The organism is Streptomyces sp. NPDC057486, from assembly GCF_042802415.1.
Taxonomy (GTDB): domain Bacteria; phylum Actinomycetota; class Actinomycetes; order Streptomycetales; family Streptomycetaceae; genus Streptomyces; species Streptomyces yanii.
The window spans coordinates 25,551-44,644 of record NZ_JBHVEE010000022.1 but is presented as its reverse complement, the minus strand read 5'-3'; the positions used below and the strand labels follow the sequence as shown (position 1 = coordinate 44,644).

The 19,094-nt window shown below is 70.7% G+C and carries 20 protein-coding genes; 15 read left to right on the top strand and 5 right to left on the bottom strand.

From position 1 onward, the window contains the following. Positions 1–90: 90 nt before the first annotated feature. A complete protein-coding gene (locus ACFU6I_RS13435; protein ID WP_384364916.1) occupies positions 91–1,290 on the top strand; it encodes a sensor histidine kinase in 1,200 nt (399 codons plus the stop codon). A 43-nt stretch (positions 1,291–1,333) separates the two neighbouring features. After that, positions 1,334–2,011 carry a response regulator gene (locus ACFU6I_RS13430; protein WP_384364913.1) on the top strand — a complete coding sequence of 226 codons (678 nt, stop codon included), beginning with the start codon at positions 1,334–1,336 and terminating at the stop codon, positions 2,009–2,011. 83 nt (positions 2,012–2,094) lie between these two features. On the opposite strand, the gene ACFU6I_RS13425 is transcribed toward ACFU6I_RS13430, so the two are convergent. Next, positions 2,095–3,207, bottom strand: coding sequence for a DUF5937 family protein (locus ACFU6I_RS13425; protein ID WP_384364911.1), 1,113 nt, complete (start codon positions 3,205–3,207; stop codon positions 2,095–2,097). A gap of 104 nt (positions 3,208–3,311) precedes the next feature. On the opposite strand from ACFU6I_RS13425, the gene ACFU6I_RS13420 reads away from it, so the two are divergent. Then, entirely contained in the window at positions 3,312–3,578 is a 267-nt protein-coding gene (locus tag ACFU6I_RS13420) for a hypothetical protein (RefSeq protein WP_384364908.1), read from the top strand. Positions 3,579–3,703: 125 nt separating this feature from the next. On the opposite strand, the gene ACFU6I_RS13415 is transcribed toward ACFU6I_RS13420, so the two are convergent. Beyond that, a complete protein-coding gene (locus ACFU6I_RS13415; RefSeq protein WP_384364905.1) occupies positions 3,704–4,903 on the bottom strand; it encodes a threonine aldolase family protein in 1,200 nt (399 codons plus the stop codon). 183 nt (positions 4,904–5,086) lie between these two features. On the opposite strand from ACFU6I_RS13415, the gene ACFU6I_RS13410 reads away from it, so the two are divergent. The 10 genes from ACFU6I_RS13410 to ACFU6I_RS13365 all read left to right on the top strand — a co-directional run bounded on the left by ACFU6I_RS13410 (position 5,087) and on the right by ACFU6I_RS13365 (position 13,188). After that, on the top strand, positions 5,087–6,037 hold the full coding sequence (locus ACFU6I_RS13410; RefSeq protein WP_384364902.1) for a Rossmann-like and DUF2520 domain-containing protein: 951 nt from the start codon (positions 5,087–5,089) through the stop codon (positions 6,035–6,037). Beyond that, positions 6,034–7,047: a pantoate--beta-alanine ligase gene (gene panC, locus ACFU6I_RS13405; RefSeq protein WP_384364899.1), complete on the top strand. Its 1,014-nt coding sequence runs from the start codon at positions 6,034–6,036 to the stop codon at positions 7,045–7,047. Before ACFU6I_RS13410 ends, panC begins: the two co-directional genes overlap by 4 nt. Beyond that, positions 7,044–8,795, top strand: coding sequence for an L-aspartate oxidase (locus ACFU6I_RS13400; RefSeq protein WP_384364896.1), 1,752 nt, complete (start codon positions 7,044–7,046; stop codon positions 8,793–8,795). The genes panC and ACFU6I_RS13400 overlap by 4 nt, the downstream gene beginning before the upstream one ends. 2 nt (positions 8,796–8,797) lie before the next feature. Beyond that, positions 8,798–9,844 (top strand): carboxylating nicotinate-nucleotide diphosphorylase, encoded by a 1,047-nt coding sequence (nadC, locus tag ACFU6I_RS13395; protein ID WP_384364893.1) that lies wholly within the window; start codon positions 8,798–8,800, stop codon positions 9,842–9,844. Then, complete coding sequence (locus ACFU6I_RS13390; protein ID WP_266984380.1) at positions 9,844–10,641, top strand: type III pantothenate kinase; 798 nt, start codon at positions 9,844–9,846, stop codon at positions 10,639–10,641. Before nadC ends, ACFU6I_RS13390 begins: the two co-directional genes overlap by 1 nt. A 138-nt stretch (positions 10,642–10,779) precedes the next feature. Next, positions 10,780–11,361, top strand: coding sequence for a hypothetical protein (locus ACFU6I_RS13385; RefSeq protein WP_384365036.1), 582 nt, complete (start codon positions 10,780–10,782; stop codon positions 11,359–11,361). A gap of 61 nt (positions 11,362–11,422) precedes the next feature. Beyond that, on the top strand, positions 11,423–11,602 hold the full coding sequence (locus ACFU6I_RS13380; protein WP_327245717.1) for a hypothetical protein: 180 nt from the start codon (positions 11,423–11,425) through the stop codon (positions 11,600–11,602). 122 nt (positions 11,603–11,724) lie between these two features. Further along, entirely contained in the window at positions 11,725–12,141 is a 417-nt protein-coding gene (locus tag ACFU6I_RS13375) for a BlaI/MecI/CopY family transcriptional regulator (RefSeq protein WP_384364890.1), read from the top strand. Between the two features lie 9 nt (positions 12,142–12,150). Continuing rightward, on the top strand, positions 12,151–12,708 hold the full coding sequence (locus ACFU6I_RS13370; RefSeq protein WP_266984385.1) for an amino-acid N-acetyltransferase: 558 nt from the start codon (positions 12,151–12,153) through the stop codon (positions 12,706–12,708). 144 nt (positions 12,709–12,852) lie between these two features. Then, positions 12,853–13,188, top strand: coding sequence for an Lsr2 family protein (locus tag ACFU6I_RS13365; protein ID WP_327245719.1), 336 nt, complete (start codon positions 12,853–12,855; stop codon positions 13,186–13,188). Here ACFU6I_RS13365 and ACFU6I_RS13360 read toward each other — a convergent pair. Beyond that, positions 13,167–13,805, bottom strand: a complete 639-nt coding sequence (locus tag ACFU6I_RS13360) for an SCO3374 family protein (protein WP_384364887.1) — start codon at positions 13,803–13,805, stop codon at positions 13,167–13,169. The two genes, ACFU6I_RS13365 and ACFU6I_RS13360, sit on opposite strands and share 22 nt — an antisense overlap. A 430-nt stretch (positions 13,806–14,235) precedes the next feature. On the opposite strand from ACFU6I_RS13360, the gene ACFU6I_RS13355 reads away from it, so the two are divergent. Further along, a complete protein-coding gene (locus tag ACFU6I_RS13355) occupies positions 14,236–16,764 on the top strand; it encodes an ATP-dependent Clp protease ATP-binding subunit (protein ID WP_384364884.1) in 2,529 nt (842 codons plus the stop codon). An 82-nt stretch (positions 16,765–16,846) separates the two neighbouring features. On the opposite strand, the gene ACFU6I_RS13350 is transcribed toward ACFU6I_RS13355, so the two are convergent. Then, the gene (locus ACFU6I_RS13350) at positions 16,847–17,158 is read right to left on the bottom strand and encodes a hypothetical protein (RefSeq protein WP_384364881.1); all 312 of its coding nucleotides are present in this window, start codon (positions 17,156–17,158) and stop codon (positions 16,847–16,849) included. A gap of 539 nt (positions 17,159–17,697) precedes the next feature. Here ACFU6I_RS13350 and ACFU6I_RS13345 point away from each other — a divergent pair. Then, complete coding sequence (locus ACFU6I_RS13345) at positions 17,698–18,396, top strand: M23 family metallopeptidase (RefSeq protein ID WP_384364878.1); 699 nt, start codon at positions 17,698–17,700, stop codon at positions 18,394–18,396. A gap of 92 nt (positions 18,397–18,488) precedes the next feature. Here the strand turns inward: ACFU6I_RS13345 and ACFU6I_RS13340 are convergent, their stop codons facing one another. Further along, positions 18,489–19,073 (bottom strand): TetR/AcrR family transcriptional regulator, encoded by a 585-nt coding sequence (locus tag ACFU6I_RS13340; RefSeq protein ID WP_384364875.1) that lies wholly within the window; start codon positions 19,071–19,073, stop codon positions 18,489–18,491. Positions 19,074–19,094: the final 21 nt, after the last annotated feature.

Here is a 19,094-nt window from a genome sequence, read left to right as displayed (position 1 = left end):
AAGTCTCCACCTTGGGGAGTACGGTCCCTGGAACCGGATCGGCCCTTCGGCTGACCCGGTCACCTGTCGGCCTTCCCTACGCTGGGTTACGTGCAGCGCCTCTACGACTTCATCCGCAGACACCCGACGGGCGTCGACACCTTCTGGGCTGTCGTCCTCCTCGGTCTCTCCGGCGTGTCCGTGGTGGCCGACCCGAGCCGTGGATCGGAGCGGCTCCCCGCCGTGCCGATCATCATCGGTCTCTGCCTGGTCGTCGCGCTGCGCCGCCGGGCACCGGAGAAGATGCTGCTGCTCGCCGTCGCGATGGGCGTCGCACAGCTGGTGTCCGGTGTCGGACCGAGCGTCGCGAACTTCGCCATGCTGGTGATCACCTTCACCGTGGCCACGGTCGGTGAGCGCTGGGCGTCCCGGCTCGCGCTGGGCTGCAGTCTCTGCGCGGCCGGTCTCTCGCAGCTGCGCTGGCCGAACGAGCCGCACGGCAACTGGGCGCAGGAGGTCTTCGTCGTCATCGTCATGACGGTGCCGTTCGTGCTCGCCTGGGTGCTCGGCGACTCGATGCGGACCCGACGGGCGTACTTCGATCAGTTGGAGGAGCGCGCCGCCCGTCTCGAGCGGGAGCGCGAGGCGCAGTCGAAGGTCGCGGTGGCCGCCGAGCGGGCCCGTATCGCCCGCGAACTGCACGATGTCGTCGCACACAACGTCTCCGTCATGGTGGTGCAGGCCGACGGTGCGGCCTATGTGATGGACGCGGCGCCCGACCAGGCCCGGCAGGCCCTGGAGACGATCTCCAGCACCGGCAGGCAGGCACTCGCCGAGATGCGCCGGCTGCTCGGCGTGCTGCGGACCGGCGACGCCCGGGAGAGCGGGGAGTACGTCCCGCAGCCCGACGTCGAGCAGATCGAGGACCTGATCGAGCAGGTCAGGCAGACCGGCCTGGCAGTGGACTTCAAGATCGAGGGAACCCCGCGCCCGCTCCCCAGTGGGGTCGAGCTGACCGCGTACCGCATCGTGCAGGAGGCCCTGACCAACACCCGCAAGCACGGTGGCCCGGACGCCGGTGCGAGTGTGCGGCTGGTCTACTTCGACGACGGGCTCGGGCTGCTGGTCGAGGACGACGGCCGGGGCGCCGCGCACGAACTGTACGAGGACGGCGGCGCCGACGGCGCGGGCCACGGGATGATCGGCATGCGGGAGCGGGTCGGCATGGTCGGCGGCACGCTCGACGCCGGGCCGCGCCCCGGCGGCGGTTTCCGGATCAGCGCGCTGCTGCCGCTCAAGCCCGCCCACTAGCCGACTGACCCTTGCCGGACAGGAACAGGAGACAAGAACCCTCATGGCGATCCGCGTGATGCTCGTCGACGACCAGGTGCTGCTGCGCACCGGTTTCCGGATGGTGCTCGCAGCCCAGCCGGACATGGAGGTCGTCGCCGAGGCCGGCGACGGCGCGGAGGCGATCGAGAACCTTCGTTCCACCGCCGTGGATGTGGTGCTGATGGATGTCCGCATGCCGAGGCTGGACGGCGTCGAGGCGACCCGGCGCATCTGTGCCGGGCCCGATGCGCCCAAGGTGCTCATCCTGACCACGTTCGACCTCGACGAGTACGCCTTCTCCGGACTGAAGGCGGGGGCCAGCGGCTTCATGCTCAAGGACGTGCCGCCGGGCGAGCTGCTCGCCGCGATCCGTTCGGTGCACAGCGGGGACGCGGTCGTCGCCCCGTCCACCACGCGACGACTGCTCGACCGCTTCTCGCCCTTGCTGCCGAGCAGCGGTGACGAACCGCAGCACAAGGACATCGGCAAGCTCACCGAACGCGAACGCGAGGTGATGCTGCTGGTGGCGCAGGGCATGTCGAACGGCGAGATCGCGGCACGCCTGGTGCTGTCCGAGGCGACGGTGAAGACGCACGTCGGCCGCATCCTCACCAAGCTGAACCTGCGCGACCGGGTGCAGGTCGTCGTCCTCGCGTACGAGACGGGGCTTGTGCGGGCCGGCGGGGGCGGGGCGGGCTGACCCCGCAACTCATCGCGGTCTCTTCGCGCGCCCCGTCCGGGCTCAGGCGCAACTGGACCGAGCCCACGGCCGCCCGGCGCCGCTCACCGCAGCACACCCTCCAGGAAGTCGCTGCCGAGCCTGGCCACCACGGTCAGGTCCAGCTGGTGCAGTACGTAGCGGCCGCGGCGTCGCGTGGTCACCAGGCCGGCCTTCTTGAGTACCGAGAGATGCCGGGAGACCTCGGGCGCCGTGATGCTGTGCGAGTCGGCGAGTTCACCGGTGGTGTACGGGGAACGGGCGAGGTTGCGGCACAGGCGCATCCGCATGGGGTGGGCCAGCGCCTCCATCCGCAGCTGGAGGATCTCGACCGAGGCGGGGGACGGCAGCTCCGGGCGGTGCACCGGGTAGTGGATCACCGGGCGCCAGCCGGGTGCGTGCAGCACCATCAGATGCGGCCAGCCGAAGCTGGACGGGATGAGCGTCAGCCCGGGGCCGATCGACGGGTCGGTCGCGGTGGTCGAGCCCTCGGTCATCTTGTCGACGCTGATCCGGCCGCGGCTCTCGTCGAGCGAGAGCGCTGCGGACACCGCGCCCAACGCCTCGTCGGCGCCCTTGCGGCGCAGCAGATCCGTCTTGTGCCGGGCGTCGGCGACCAGCTGGACCTGGACCCGGCGCCAGGTGTCCGCGAAGAACGCCTCGTCGCAGTCCTCGAGGAGGCGCCGGACCCAGCGGCGTACAGGGGCGGGGTCGGCCAGCAGCTGCTGGGTGAACTCCACCTGCCGCGGACCGCGCGCCGCCGCCATGTCCAGGGCGCGGGCGCGCATGCCCGGGTCGCCGAGCGGGGAAGGGGCGCCGATCCCGTACAGGCTGGCGCAGGTGAACTCCAGGGCGGCGGCGACGAACCGCTCGTCGTCCAGCCGGTCGAGGATGTCGAGGTCCTCGGCGAGCGTCGCCCCGGTCCTGCCGTCACCGCCGCGGACCCCGGCGAACGGCATGAAGACGTCCGAGAACGTGTTCCGCCACAGGAACTCGGCCTCGTGCAGCCGGTCGGCCAGGTCCGGCTCCAGCGCACTGCCGGTCGCCGTCGCCCAGCCGTGCAGGCCGGGGTGGTGCCCCGGCTCGGAGAGCGCATGCAGCGCGAGCCCCAGCTCGGCGAGGGGCGAGGTCTCGAAGACGATGCGTTCGGACGGCAGTCCCGCGATGTCGATGTTCACGCTCACCCCTCCATAGTGCGGGGCGCGGCGAGAGCGTCACGCGCCATTTGACGGTGGTCGTCAATCGACGGGCCGGACCCGCCGGAGCGGCCCACGCTGAGGTCATGGACGCGATGCAGCAACACATGATCGACAGCTACCGCGCGGCTCAGCACGGGGAAGCGCCGCCGCCGCTGCCCGGCCGGCACGACTGGGGGGTCGTGCGGGAGGCCCGTGACGCCCGCCGCTTCGCAGCGGTGATCGAAGGCCGCCCGGCGGACCGCCGCTGGAGAACGGCCCTACGAGAACGCCTCACCCACCGCCCGCCGGGGACCGTCGGCCGGTCCGGCGGCCCCGCCCGGCCCGGCACTTCCGGCCCGTCCGGCGGGTGAGGACGGAACACTTGCTCGGACGACCGGGGCGCCCGCCGACCGGGGCGGTGGCCCCGGCGCCACCGGCTTGCCCGTCCGGCGATCGAGGACGGAACGGCCCCGGACGCCCCGGCACCCGCCCTCCTCTAAGCCAGCCGCCGCACGAATTCCCCCACCGCTTCGCGCACATCGCGTTTCGTCCACTCCAGTCCCGCCTCCGCCACCGTGACCTCCGTGTACGACATCCCGGGCGGCCCCGCGGCGGCCGGGTGCCACCTGCGGAAGAGCGCCACACCCGTCTCCTCCGCCTGCCGCACTCCCGCCTCCGTCAGGACATCCGCCGGGTACGGCAGCCACACCTGGAACTGATGTGTGTGAGGCGGCTCCGGATGCACCCGGAACCACGGCACTGCGGACTCCGCGAACCTCTCTGCCAGCGCACCGGCCACCACCTTCGCCTGCGCCACGTACGAAGCCAGTTTCGGCAGCTCCCGTTCCAGACCGATCAGCGCGGCCAGCGCCGCCGGGAACTGCTGGAAGAGCTGCCCGCCGTACCGGTGGCGCCAGGTGCGCGCCTCCTCGATCAGGGACTCGGGACCGGCGAGCGCCGCCCCCGACAGCCCGCCGAGGGTCTTGTAGAACGACACGTACACGCTGTCCGCCAGCGCCGCGATCTCCGGCAGCCCGCGTCCGAACCGGGGGGCGCACTCCCACAGCCTCGCGCCGTCCATGTGCACCACTGCATCACGTTCGCGCGCGGCCGCCACCACGGCCTCCAGCTCCTCCCACTCCGGCAGGACGAAACCGGCGTCGCGCAGCGGAAGCTCCAGCATCAGCGTGCCGAACGGTTCGGCGAAGTCGCGGATCTCCTCCGCGGTGGGCAGCCGCGGCGCGGACGTCGGGTGGACGGTACGCAGCCCGCTCACCACCCCCAGCGCGCCGCGCTCGTGCACCTCGGGGTGGGCGAGCGGGTGCAGCGCCACGGTCGGATTGCCGGTGCGCCCCGCCCAGCAGCGCAGGGCGACCTGCTGCGCCATCGTCCCGGTCGGGAAGAACGCCGCCGCCTCCATGCCCAGCAGCCCGGCGATCCGCGTCTCCAGCTGGGCGACGACGCCGTCCCCGTAGATGTCCGCGGGCTGGTCCGGGTCGGCGACGGACGCGGCGTGCGCGGCGAGGTCGGCCAGTTGCTCCCCGAGGGTGCGGTCGACCTGCGGCCGCGCAAGGACCCGCTCGGCCCGCCGCCAGGCGCCGAGCCGGCGAAGGCGCTCCGCCTGTTCGTTGTCCGGGGAGTCACCCCGTACCTCGTCCCGCACCTGCACCTGCACCTGCTCATCCGTGTCTGCCATGGGACGATCATCACGCAGAACGCCGCCCCCGCCCACACCGCTGCGCGGCCCCTCCCCCGTCGGCGATCCACGCGTTCGTCCACAGCCTGTGGACGGCCGGGGGGCCCGGACGAAACGCTGGCGTAGCATGCAGAGAAATCGTCCGGTACCCCCCGCGGACTGGAACGGAAGGCCATCGCCCGCGTGAACGCAACAACACCCAGGGAGCCCCTCGACGCGAGGGACCGCCCCGCCCGCCTCACCGTCGGCGTCGTGGGCGCGGGCCGAGTCGGCCCCGCTCTCGCCGCATCCCTGCAGCTCGCCGGACACCGCCCGGTCGCCGTCTCGGGTGTTTCCGACGCGTCCGTGCGCCGCGCCGCCACGCTTCTGCCCGACGTCCCCCTCGTGCAGCCCGCAGAGGTGCTCGCCCGCGCCGAGCTGGTGCTGCTGACCGTCCCGGACGACGCCCTGCCCGGCCTGGTCGAGGGCCTCGCCGAGACGGGCGCGGTCCGCCCGGGACAGCTGATCGTCCACACGTCGGGGCGCTACGGGACCAGGGTCCTGGACCCCGCGCTGCGGGCCGGCGCCCTGCCGCTCGCCCTGCACCCGGCGATGACGTTCACCGGCACCGCTGTCGACGTACAGCGGCTGGCCGGCTGCTCCTTCGGAGTCACCGCCCCCGAGGAGCTGCGGCTTGCCGCCGAGGCGCTCGTCATCGAGATGGGCGGCGAGCCCGAATGGATCGCGGAGGAGTCCCGTCCGCTCTACCACGCGGCGCTCGCCCTCGGTGCGAACCACCTGGTCACCCTGGTCGCCCAGTCGATGGAGCTGCTGCGCACGGCGGGGGTCGCGGCCCCCGACCGGATGCTCGGCCCTCTCCTCGGCGCCGCACTCGACAACGCGCTGCGCTCCGGTGACAACGCGCTGACCGGCCCGGTGGCCCGCGGCGACGCGGGCACGGTCGCCGCGCACATCGGCGAGCTGCGCAGGCACGCCCCGCAGACCGTGGCCGGTTACCTCGCCATGGCCCGCGCGACCGCCGACCGGGCGCTCGCGCACGGCCTGCTCAAGCCGGAACTGGCGGAGGACCTGCTCGGCGTCCTTTCCGACGGTGCGACCGGTGCGGGCGGCACCGGACCGGGAGGGACCCGATGAATACCACCGGAGCAACCACGCTGCTGCGTACCGCGGCCGAACTCGACACGTTCGGCGCACGCAAGGGGCCGCGGGCCGTCGTCATGACGATGGGAGCCCTGCACGAGGGCCATGCCACCCTGATCCGTGCCGCACGCGCCGCCGCGGGCCCGGACGGCCAGGTCGTCGTCACCGTCTTCGTCAACCCGCTGCAGTTCGGTGAGGCGGCGGACCTCGACCGCTACCCCCGTACCCTCGACGCCGATCTCGCCGTCGCGGGCGCGGCCGGCGCCGACGCCGTCTTCGCCCCGTCCGTCGACGAGGTCTACCCCGGAGGCGAACCGCAGGTCAGGATTGACGCCGGCCCGATGGGCGAGCGGCTGGAAGGTGCGTCCCGCCCGGGACACTTCGACGGGATGCTGACCGTCGTCGCCAAGATGCTGCACCTCACCCGCCCCGATGCCGCGTTCTTCGGACAGAAGGACGCCCAGCAGCTGGCGCTGATCCGCCGCATGGTGCGCGATCTGAACTTCCCGGTGGAGATCGTCGGCGTGGAGACGGTCCGCGAGCCCGACGGACTCGCGCTCTCCAGCCGCAACCGTTTCCTCGACGCCGAGGAGCGCCGCACCGCCCTCGCTCTCTCCCGGGCCCTGTTCGCCGCCCGGGACCGGCTCGCCGCCCAGCAGGCGCTGCACGCCCGCGCGCAGACCACGACGGCGACGACGGGCCGGGCCGCCGCGCTCACCCGCCTCGGTGAGGTCCGCGCGGCCGCCGACACCCAGGCGGTGGCCTGGGCCCGGCCGGACGACGGACCCGCGGCGGTACGCGCCGCCGCGCGGACGATCCTCGACGACGCGGCCGCCGCGCAGCCCCCGCTCGCACTGGACTATCTGGCGCTCGTGGACCCGGCCGACTTCACCGAGATCCCCGATGACCGGACCACCGGTGACGCGATCCTCGCCGTTGCCGCGCGGGTGGGTGCCACCCGACTCATCGACAACATCCCGCTGACCTTCGGAGCCGACACGTGACCGGAATACGGCTGACCGCCCCCGCCCCCGGCTGGGCCATCGACGCGGATGTCGTGGTGGTCGGCTCCGGCGTCGCCGGCCTCACCACCGCGCTGCGCTGCGCGGCCGCGGGCCTCGCCACCGTCGTCGTCACCAAGGCCCGCCTCGACGACGGCTCCACCCGCTGGGCGCAGGGCGGCATCGCTGCGGCGCTCGGCGAGGGCGACACCCCCGAACAGCACCTGGCCGACACCCTGGTCGCGGGCGCGGGCCTGTGCGACGAGTCCGCGGTGCGGACCCTGGTCACCGAGGGCCCCGACGCCGTACGCCGCCTGATCGAGACCGGCGCGCACTTCGACACCACCGACACCGGCGACATCGCGCTCACCCGCGAGGGCGGCCACCACCGCCGCCGTATCGCCCACGCGGGCGGGGACGCGACGGGCGCAGAGATCTCCCGCACCCTGGTCGAGGCGGTCCGCTCCGCCGCCCTCCACACCGTGGAGAACGCCCTGGTGCTGGACCTGCTGACGGACGCCGAGGGGCATACCGCGGGCGTCACCCTGCACGTCATGGGCGAGGGCCAGCACGACGGCGTCGGCGCGGTCCACGCCCCCGCGGTGGTCCTTGCCACCGGCGGCATGGGCCAGGTCTTCTCCGCCACCACCAACCCGCCGGTCTCCACCGGCGACGGTGTCGCGCTCGCCCTGCGGGCCGGTGCGGAGGTCTCCGACCTCGAGTTCGTCCAGTTCCACCCGACGGTCCTCTTCCTCGGCTCGGACGCCGAGGGCCAGCAGCCCCTCGTATCGGAAGCGGTACGGGGCGAGGGCGCCCATCTCGTCGACGCGTCCGGTACGCGGTTCATGGTCGGACAGCACGAACTGGCGGAGCTGGCGCCCCGCGACATCGTCGCCAAGGCCATCACCCGCCAGATGCAGCTGCACGGCGCGGAGCACATGTACCTCGACGCCCGCCACTTCGGCGCCGAGATGTGGGAGCAGCGGTTCCCCACGATCCTGGCGGCCTGCCGCGCCAACGGCATCGACCCGATCACCGAACCCGTCCCGGTGGCCCCCGCCGCGCACTACGCCTCCGGCGGCATCCGCACCGACCTGCGCGGCCGGACGACGGTCCCGGGTCTGTACGCGTGCGGAGAAGTCGCCTGCACGGGTGTGCACGGCGCGAACCGGCTGGCGTCCAACTCGCTCCTGGAGGGGCTGGTCTTCGCCGAACGCATCGCTGCGGACATCGTCGCGAACGGGCCGCGCACCGTGCAGGCCCCGGCCTCCGAAATCCCGGCCGCCGGATCCCCCGCCCCCTCCCCGCTCCTTGCCCCCGAGGTGCGGCCGCAGATCCAGCGGATCATGACCCAGGGCGCCGGAGTCCTTCGTTCCGCCGCAAGCCTCGCCACCGCCGCCGACGAGCTGGAGGCCCTGCACCGCAGCGCCGCCGTCGACGCCGAGGCGGCCGAGCCCAAGGTCGCGGTGCCCGGCGTCGAGGCATGGGAGGCCACCAACCTCCTCCTCGTCTCGCGCGTCCTGGTCGCTGCAGCCCGGGAGCGCGAGGAGACCCGAGGCTGCCACTGGCGCGAGGACCGGCCCGAGCGCGACGACGAGACCTGGCGCCGCCACCTCGTCGTCCGGCTCACCCCCGACCGGCAGCTGGTCCTGGCCCGTACGGAGTCCGAGGCATTCCCGCCCGTACGCGCGACGGGGGCACCAGACTGCGCAGCAGCACCCACGAACCACCCCACTCCCGAGGAGCCGTAACCGTGAGCACGCCCGAAGAGAATCCGCGCCCCACACCCGTGGACGTACCGCTGATCCAGATCGGCGCGCCCGCACCGGCCGCGGGCGGCTGCGGGGACGCCTGCGGCTGCGGCGGCGGGGAGGAAGGCTATGAGCTGGACCCCCTGGAGTGCGGTCTCGACCCCGACCTCGCCCAGCTGCTCGCCGACGCGGGCCTCGACCCGGTCCAGGTCGAGGACGTCGCGCACGTCGCCATCGAGGAGGACCTCGACGGCGGTGTGGACGTCACGACCGTCGCCACGGTCTCCGAGGAGGCCATGGCCACCGGTGACTTCACCGCCCGCGAGGCCGGTGTCGTCGCGGGTCTGCGCGTCGCCGAGGCCGTCCTCTCCATCGTCTGCACGGCCGAGTTCGAGGTCGAGCGCCATGTCGAGGACGGCGACCGCGTCGCTCCCGGCCAGAAGCTGCTGACCGTCACCACCCGCACCCGTGACCTGCTCACCGGCGAGCGCAGCGCGCTCAACCTGCTCTGCAGGCTCTCCGGCATCGCGACCGCCACCCGCGCCTGGGCCGATGTGCTCGAAGGCACGAAGACGAAGGTCCGCGACACCCGCAAGACCACCCCGGGCCTGCGGGCCCTGGAGAAGTACGCGGTGCGCTGCGGCGGCGGCGTCAACCACCGGATGTCGCTCTCCGACGCCGCGCTGGTCAAGGACAACCACGTCATCGCGGCGGGCGGCGTCGCCGAGGCGTTCAAGCGGGTGCGGGACGAGTTCCCGGACGTACCGATCGAGGTCGAGGTCGACACCCTGGACCAGGTCCGCGAGGTCCTGGAGGCGGGCGCCGACCTGATCCTGCTGGACAACTTCACCCCGTCCCGGACCGAGGAGGCCGTCGCGCTCGTCGGCGGCCGCGCGGTCCTGGAGTCCTCCGGCCGGCTCACCCTCGACACCGCCGGTGCCTACGCCGCCGCAGGCGTCGACTACCTGGCCGTCGGCGCGCTCACCCACTCCTCGCCGATCCTCGACATCGGCCTGGACTTCCGCGACACCGACGGGGCCGGCGTCTGATGCTGCTCACCATCGACGTCGGCAACACCCACACCGTCCTGGGCCTGTTCGACGGGGAGGAGATCGTCGAGCACTGGCGGATCTCCACCGACGCCCGCCGCACCGCGGACGAGCTCGCGGTGCTGCTCAACGGCCTGATGGGCATGCACCCGCTGCTCGGCGAGGAGCTGGGCGACGGCATCGAGGGCATCGCGATCTGCTCCACGGTCCCGGCCGTCCTGCACGAGCTGCGCGAGGTCACCCGCCGCTACTACGGCGACGTGCCCGCCGTGCTCGTCGAGCCGGGCATCAAGACGGGCGTCCCGATCCTGATGGACAACCCGAAGGAGGTCGGCGCGGACCGCATCATCAATGCGGTCGCGGCCGTCGATCTCTACGGCGGCCCGGCGATCGTCGTCGACTTCGGCACGGCGACCACCTTCGACGCGGTCTCCGCCCGTGGCGAGTACGCGGGCGGGGTCATCGCGCCCGGCATCGAGATCTCGGTCGAGGCGCTCGGCGTGAAGGGCGCCCAGCTCCGCAAGATCGAGCTGGCCCGGCCGCGCAGCGTGATCGGCAAGAACACGGTCGAGGCCATGCAGGCGGGGATCGTGTACGGCTTCGCGGGCCAGGTCGACGGAGTCGTCGAGCGCATGAAGAAGGAGCTGGCGGCCGACCCGGACGACGTCACCGTCATCGCGACGGGCGGCCTTGCTCCGATGGTGTTGGGGGAGTCCTCCGTCATCGACGAGCACGAGCCCTGGCTCACGCTCATCGGGCTGCGACTGGTGTACGAGCGCAACATCGCCCGGATGTAGGGCACGCGCCGGGTACCTGCGGGAACGGCGCGGCGGTGCGAAGACCGCCGCCGCGCCGCCGTCGCCCAGCTAAACGGATTTTGTCCATTTAGCACGTATTGTCGCGTTATGCCCACGCCCTACGGATCACGCGGCGGTATGGCGTTCAGCGCGGACGAGCTGCGTGTGCTCCGACGCGCCCTCGCCAACGCCCTCCGCCCCGCGCCCCTGCCCGACGAGGACGTCCAGGACTGCCTGCGGCTCGCGGGCTCCCTGGACGAGGCGGTCGGGGAGGCGGGACGGCTGCGCGCGTTCCTCCTCGCCGACCTCGTCCGCTACCGCGACGCCCTGCCAGGCTCGGTCACCCGCTACCTGGAGCTGCTCCAGGATGCCCTGGCCGCCGGATACGACCCCCGTCCGGAGGATCTGGCCGCCCTGCGCACCCAGCGGGGCAGACCGGTTGCCGCAGTGCTCCTGGAGCGCTGCCACGTGCTCGCCGAGCGGTCGGTGCGGGCCCGTCTCGCCGGACGCGCCGTCCCCACGGCAGCGCCCGCGCAGCGCGGCCGCCTGCTCGCCCTGCCCGGCGGCCGGGCCGCGGCCGCGGAGCCCGAAAAGCCGAAGACCCCGGCAGCCCCGGCCCGTCCGGTGCCGCCGTCCGAGCGCCCCGCCCCGAAACCCTCGGAAGTCTTCCCGCCCCGCCGTCGGCCCGTCCCGCCCCCGCAGCAGCGCGCCGCGGGGTAGCCACGCCGGACGACGGAGGGGTCGCGCGGAAGTCCGTACCGGGATCGCTACTCTGGATCCCATGGACTACGTATCCGCGCTCGTGCCCCCCGTGGTGATGGCCGCCTTCTTCATCGGCCTCGTCGTGACGATCGTCAAGAGCCAGGGCGGCCCGAACAAGGCCAAGGAGGACGCGGCCGTGGACTCGGCGCTCAGCCGCGCCGAGGCGGCGCAGCAGACGCCGCGGACCGAGGGCGTCTGACCGGTACGGCGCGTAGCGCACCTCGCGTACCGCATGAAGGGCGTGCGGCTCATCAGGAGCCGCACGCCCTTTTGTTGCGTAAATAACCGGCCATTCCAGACATCTAGCACTAAGGTGACGCTGTGCCTCGCCAATTGGGAGAGCTGGAAGACGCCGTGATGACACGGGTCTGGCAATGGAACCGTCCGGTCACCGTGCGGGAAGTCCTTGAGGACCTTCAGAAGGAACGGTCCATCGCGTACACGACCGTCATGACGGTAATGGACAATCTCCATCAGAAGGGCTGGGTGCGCAGGGAAGTCGAAGGCCGCGCATATCGATATACGGCGGTCTCCACCCGCGCCGCCTACTCGGCCGCACTGATGAACGAAGCCTGGTCCCACAGCGACAACCCCGCCGCCGCACTTGTCGCCTTCTTCGGCATGATGTCCGCCGAGCAGCGGGAAGCTCTCAGTGACGCGATGCGGATCGTATCGCCGGAGCTGCCGGAGGCCGCCGATCGCCCGTCCGATGACGCGGACACGGAGTCCGGGCGATAGCGTCTGGGCATGTCCTCAGAGCTTCCGCATACCGATTTCCGTACCGAACCGTCGGTTATAAACGCAGCCATCACCGTCCGGCGTGCCCGGACGAGCGATGTGCCCTCGGTCCGCCGTCTCCTCGACGGGTACGTGCGCGAAGGCATCCTGCTCGACAAAGCAACGGTGACGCTTTACGAGGACATCCAGGAGTTCTGGATCGCGGAACGCGACGAGGACGCCCGGGTCATCGGCTGCGGCGCACTCCACGTGATGTGGGAAGACCTTGCCGAAGTCCGTACTCTCGCGGTCGATCACAGCATCAAGGGCGCCGGAGTGGGGCATCAAGTGCTGGACAAGCTGTTGCAGACCGCCCGCTGGCTGGGTGTGCGCCGGGTTTTCTGTCTCACCTTCGAAGTCGACTTCTTCGCCAAGCACGGCTTCGTGGAGATCGGAGAGACGCCGGTCGACACAGATGTCTACAGCGAGCTGCTGCGTTCCTATGACGAGGGCGTAGCAGAGTTCCTCGGTCTCGAACGAGTGAAGCCGAACACCTTGGGCAACAGCCGGATGCTTCTGCACCTGTGACCGTCGGAAGGCGCCGGAACCCTATGTCCGAATCGCGCATGTTTCCCGTGTTCTTGAGCTCCTGAACCTCTCCCAGGGGTTTGTGTTTTCCGGGGAAAAGCGGTTTCCTTTCCGCGTACTGCATTTTCGATGAAAGGAAATCCGGTGGCACAGAAGGTTCAGGTCCTTCTTGTCGATGACCTCGACGGTGGCGAGGCGGACGAGACGGTCACGTTCGCTCTGGATGGCAAGACGTACGAGATTGACCTCACCACGACCAACGCGGACAAGCTCCGTGGTCTTCTTGAGCCGTACACCAAGGGTGGCCGGCGTACCGGTGGCCGTGCCGGGGCGGGTCGTGGCAAGGGACGCGCCGTTACCGGTGGCAACAAGGACACTGCCGAGATCCGTAAGTGGGCGCGCGAGAACGGTCACAATGTGAATGACCGTGGTCGTGTTCCGGCAGAGATCCGCGAGGCTTACGAGAAGGCCAACGGCTGAACTGCCGACCGTCCCGTCGGCAGTCCCTTTGCCGACAGCTCCGCTGTCGGCTGCACAGTTGTCGTTCGCCCCGTCCGGGCATGCATCAACCGGGCCCGGTGGCATTCCGTTGCCACCGCGTCCACGAGCCGTACGAGATCGGGAGCATCCCCACCCCTGCTCCCGAGGCCGGCGAGGGCCGGGAGCTCAGGCTTCCCCTCGTGCCGCAGCTCGGGGGGCCGCAGCCATGCGGCGGCCCCCGGCGAGCCAGGAGCCCAGCCGGGCGGCGTCGGCGCGATGATCCGCCCGCCCGCGCCGACGGCGGTCAGCGCGAGGGAGACCCCGCCCCAGTCCAGCCAGTCGAGCAGCCCCGGCAGCTCGTCGGCGCTCCCCGCGGCCACCAGCAGCCCCATGGTCCGTCCCGTCAGCGCCACGGGCCCGGTGCGCCCCACTCGCCGCAGCGCCGCGTACCCCGCGGCCGCAGGCAGCTCCAGGACGTCGAACCGCAGCCCGGTCGGCAACCGCACCGGAGTGGTCCCTTCCGTCGGCCAGCCGAGTTCGTGCTCGTACCACCACGCACAGTCACCGTCGCGCTCGTCGGCGAGCGCTGCACGTGGGGGCGGGATGGGGAGGGCCATGTCCGAAGAACTGCCGAACCGCCCCAAGGGTTACGCAGAGTCGGCAGTCGTGTGCACAACGTGCTCATGACGGGGGCGTGCGAGTGCATTTCCGCGCGCAAGGATGTTCGCCCGTAGCGGAGGGAACCGGCGCGCGCCGCATGGACTGTCTGTAATTGCGGGTAAGAACATCCCTAGTGGGGAGGGGCGACACGCAGCTCGGCACGTCTCACGTTCGCCATCGGCGTACTGGCGATAGGGGTATCTGCCTGGCCTGCGGGAACATCGTCTCGCACCATCGGGTTGGAGCAGTTGTCGGCGTTCGGGGCAGGAGGCCAAGGACGGGTGTCGGCAGTTGGAATGAGCGGTCCCCGCTTGCGGGACTAAGCTGCGGAAGGACAGGGAGGGGACCGACCCCTTACTGCCTGACCGCTCTGAGGAGCGATTAACGATGTTCGAGAGGTTCACCGACCGCGCGCGGCGGGTTGTCGTCCTGGCTCAGGAAGAAGCCCGGATGCTCAACCACAACTACATCGGCACCGAGCACATCCTCCTGGGCCTTATCCATGAGGGTGAGGGTGTCGCCGCTAAGGCCCTGGAGAGCCTCGGGATTTCGCTCGAGGCGGTCCGCCAGCAGGTGGAGGAGATCATCGGTCAGGGCCAGCAGGCCCCGTCCGGGCACATCCCCTTCACTCCCCGAGCCAAGAAGGTCCTGGAGCTGTCGCTCCGCGAGGCTCTTCAGCTTGGCCACAACTACATCGGCACCGAGCACATCCTGCTCGGCCTGATCCGCGAGGGCGAGGGCGTCGCCGCCCAGGTCCTCGTGAAGCTGGGCGCCGACCTGAACCGGGTGCGGCAGCAGGTCATCCAGCTGCTCTCCGGGTACTCGGGAGGCAAGGAGGCGGCCACCGCGGGCGGCCCCGCGGAGGGCACACCCTCCACGTCCCTGGTGCTCGACCAGTTCGGCCGGAACCTCACCCAGGCCGCTCGCGAATCCAAGCTCGACCCGGTCATCGGGCGCGAGAAGGAGATCGAGCGGGTCATGCAGGTGCTGTCCCGCCGTACCAAGAACAACCCGGTCCTCATCGGCGAGCCCGGCGTCGGCAAGACGGCGGTCGTCGAGGGCCTGGCGCAGGCCATCGTCAAGGGCGAGGTGCCCGAGACCCTCAAGGACAAGCACCTCTACACCCTCGACCTCGGTGCACTCGTCGCCGGTTCCCGCTACCGCGGTGACTTCGAGGAGCGCCTGAAGAAGGTCCTCAAGGAGATCCGCACCCGCGGCGACATCATCCTGTTCATCGACGAGCTCCACACCCTCGTGGGTGCGGGCGCCGCCGAGGGCGCGATCGACGCCGCGAGCATCCTCAAGCCCATGCTGGCGCGAGGTGAGCTCCAGACGATCGGTGCGACGACGCTCGACGAGTACCGCAAGCACCTGGAGAAGGACGCCGCTCTTGAGCGCCGCTTCCAGCCCATCCAGGTCGCGGAGCCGTCGCTGCCGCACACCATCGAGATCCTCAAGGGTCTGCGCGACCGCTACGAGGCCCACCACCGCGTCTCCATCACGGACGAGGCGCTGGTCCAGGCCGCGACGCTGGCCGACCGCTACATCTCGGACCGCTTCCTGCCGGACAAGGCGATCGACCTGATCGACGAGGCCGGTTCCCGGATGCGTATCCGCCGGATGACCGCGCCGCCGGACCTCCGCGAGTTCGACGAGAAGATCGCGGGTGTCCGCCGCGACAAGGAGTCGGCCATCGACTCCCAGGACTTCGAGAAGGCGGCTTCCCTCCGCGACAAGGAGAAGCAGCTGCTGGCGGCGAAGGCCAAGCGGGAGAAGGAGTGGAAGGCCGGCGACATGGACGTCGTCGCCGAGGTCGACGGCGAGCTCATCGCCGAAGTCCTGGCCACCGCCACCGGCATCCCGGTCTTCAAGCTGACGGAGGAGGAGTCCTCCCGACTGCTGCGCATGGAGGACGAGCTCCACAAGCGCGTCATCGGCCAGAAGGACGCCATCAAGGCCCTCTCGCAGGCGATCCGCCGTACGCGAGCCGGCCTGAAGGACCCGAAGCGCCCCGGTGGCTCGTTCATCTTCGCCGGCCCGTCCGGTGTCGGTAAGACCGAGCTCTCCAAGACGCTCGCCGAATTCCTCTTCGGCGACGAGGACGCGCTGATCTCCCTCGACATGTCGGAGTTCAGCGAGAAGCACACGGTTTCCCGCCTCTTCGGTTCTCCCCCCGGTTACGTGGGTTACGAAGAGGGTGGCCAGCTCACCGAGAAGGTGCGCCGCAAGCCGTTCTCCGTCGTCCTCTTCGACGAGGTCGAGAAGGCCCATCCCGATATCTTCAATTCCCTGCTCCAGATTCTGGAAGACGGTCGCCTGACCGACTCCCAGGGCCGGGTCGTGGACTTCAAGAACACCGTCATCATCATGACGACCAACCTCGGGACCCGGGACATCTCCAAGGGCTTCAACCTGGGCTTCGCCGCCCAGGGCGACGTCAAGACCGGCTACGAGCGGATGAAGAACAAGGTCAACGAAGAGCTCAAGCAGCACTTCCGGCCGGAGTTCCTCAACCGTGTCGACGACACGGTCGTCTTCCACCAGCTCACCGAGGAAGACATCATCCAGATCGTCGACCTCATGATCGCCAAGGTGGACGAGCGCCTGAAGGACCGCGACATGGGCATCGAGCTCAGCGCGGAAGCCAAGTCGCTCCTGGCCAAGAAGGGCTACGACCCCGTGATGGGCGCCCGGCCGCTGCGCCGGACGATCCAGCGCGAGATCGAGGACGTCCTCTCCGAGAAGATCCTCTTCGGTGAGCTGCGCCCCGGTCACATCGTGGTCGTCGGCACCGAGGGCGAGGGTGACGAGAAGAAGTTCACCTTCCGCGGCGAGGAGAAGTCGGCGCTGCCCGACGTCCCGCCGATCGAGCAGGCGGCAGGCGGCGCCGGCCCGAACCTGACGAAGGACGTGTAAGGGCGCGCTGAGCGTCTGAGCATCCGAAGGGGCTGCCCCGGACCGTTTCGTACGGTTCCGGGGCAGCCCCTTCGCTGTGCCGTCACGTGTGCGCGATGAGCCCTTCGCCGCCGATGATCCGCGAACCGCCAATGACGTCCACCCGGAGGCCGGGCAGGGCTTCGGGCGGGGACGGATCGATGAGCCCCTCGCGTGCGGCCGGGGCGAGCAGGAGCGACTCCCATGCGGTAAAGGTGCTCGGCAGATCGGGGTGAGCGACGACGGCCCGGTTGCGGCCCTTGACCACGTGGGCGCAGGTCGGCACCAGCCGGTCGGTGAGCAGGGCTCCGCTGCCCTGGACGGACCCGGAGCCATGGACGGCGACCGTGCGGGCCGTGGGCCGCGTCGCGCTCACGGCTGCGCCGCACCGCGGCCGAAGTGCACCGTGCTGCCCGCATCCTCTTGCATGGTGCCCGCGTCAGCGCCGGCGCTGGTCGTCGCTGTCCCTCGGGAGCTGAGCGTCTGGCGTGACAGCGTGGGCGGGTTGCATGCCGAAGGACCCGAATCGGACGGTCTTCGGTCCCGGCGGCGGTGACAAGCAGCACACCCCCTTTCGGCCTTACTACGAGGCATAGGAGACGGAACCGTGATCGTTGACGGGGCCTTCGCCCCGCAGCGGAACGGGCCCTTCGGCGCGATGGGAGGGGAGGCCCGAAACACGGCAACATGTCCGTTTCGGGCGGTTTGGAGCTGGGGTTAAACCTGTCCGGCTGAGGAGATTCGGCCGAGTTGTGTGGCGGGGGTCCGGGGCCCGTGGTGGCAGGTTCCCTGGGTGCGGAATACGGCTTTTCTTCGTAGATGGGGTGTTTGGGTGCAGACGGGGTGGCGGGTTACCAAGGGATGGCCAGCCCGGCGGACAAGCCGGGTTCACTCACATCCGGAGGATCTCCGCATATGTCGAAGCGCGTTACGTTCCAGCACTCCCGCCGCCCGTCCATGTCCCGTGTCCGTGGCGCCGTGGTGGCAGCCGGCCTGGGGACGTCGATGGTTCTCGGCGCGGGCGCTGCGTTCGCGGCCGCCCCGGCGGGCTCCCCCGGCACCGCGACCCTGATCGGCACCACCGCGGCCGACTCGGTGGCCGCGCAGGCGGCCGCGCAGGGCAAGGCGGCCGAGAAGGCCGCTGCGGCGAAGCAGGCCGAGCGCAGCTCCGCCAAGGAAGCCGCCGGAAAGGCCGCCTCCTGGATGGCGCCGGTCCGTCACTACACGCTGAGCGCCACCTTCGGCACCGACGGCAGCCGCTGGGCTCACAAGCACTCCGGCCAGGACTTCGCCGTGCCGGTCGGGACCGCGGTCAAGGCCGCGCACTCCGGCACCGTCGTGAAGGCCGGCCCGAACGGTGGCGGCGACGGTCCCGCGTACGGCAACGCCATCGTGATCAAGCACGGCAACGGCACGTACTCGCAGTACGCGCACCTGTCGCGGATCGACGTGCGCATAGGCCAGACCGTGGCCACGGGCGAGAAGATCGCCCTCTCCGGCAACACCGGTAACTCCAGCGGCCCGCACCTGCACTTCGAGATCCGTCACACTGCCAACTACGGTTCGGCGATCAACCCGGTCTCGTTCCTGCGCCAGCAGGGCGTCGTGGTCTGACCCGACCCGGCGACCGCACCACGGTCCGGATCCCGCTCGCGCACCTCCCGGCCGGACGTTCCTGGACGGGGCAAACATTGCCGGTCAAGGCACTAGCTCGCGGGGGTCGGGCCGTGGGCCTGGGTTATCAGATCGAAGGCGACTTCGAGGACGGCTTTGCGCTTGTCCTCGGGGTCGCCGTCGAAGTCCTTGAGGGCGAACATGCCCGCGTGCAGTGTGAAGAGTGCGGTGAAGCAGCGCACCTGGTCGGTCAGGGGCGCGTCGGGCTCCTTGATCAGATCGACGAGAGCCACGACGCGGCCCTTGATGGTCTCCCCGATGCTGAGATCCCGTACGGTCGCCTGGTTCTCCTGCATGAACCGGAAGAGCGGCGCCGCCGCGGCCAGTGCGTCGCTGTAGCGGACCAGGAGCTCCTTCTTCGTCTCCAGGGTGCGCGGCTGTTCCTTGCCCCAGGCGATCAGCTCCTCGACGGGCCGATTGAGGTCCTCGAAGATGCTGATGAGAATGTCTTCCTTGGTCTTGAAGTGGTAGTACAGCGCCGCCTTGGTGACGTCCAGCTTCTCTGAGATCTCGCGCAGCGAGGTCTTCTCGTAGCCCTGCTCGGCGAAGAGCTCCAGGGCAACGTCCTGGATCCGCTGGCGCGTATTGCCCCGGCGTGGCTGCGGTGTGCTGCCCATGGTGAGCTCCCCAAAAAACTT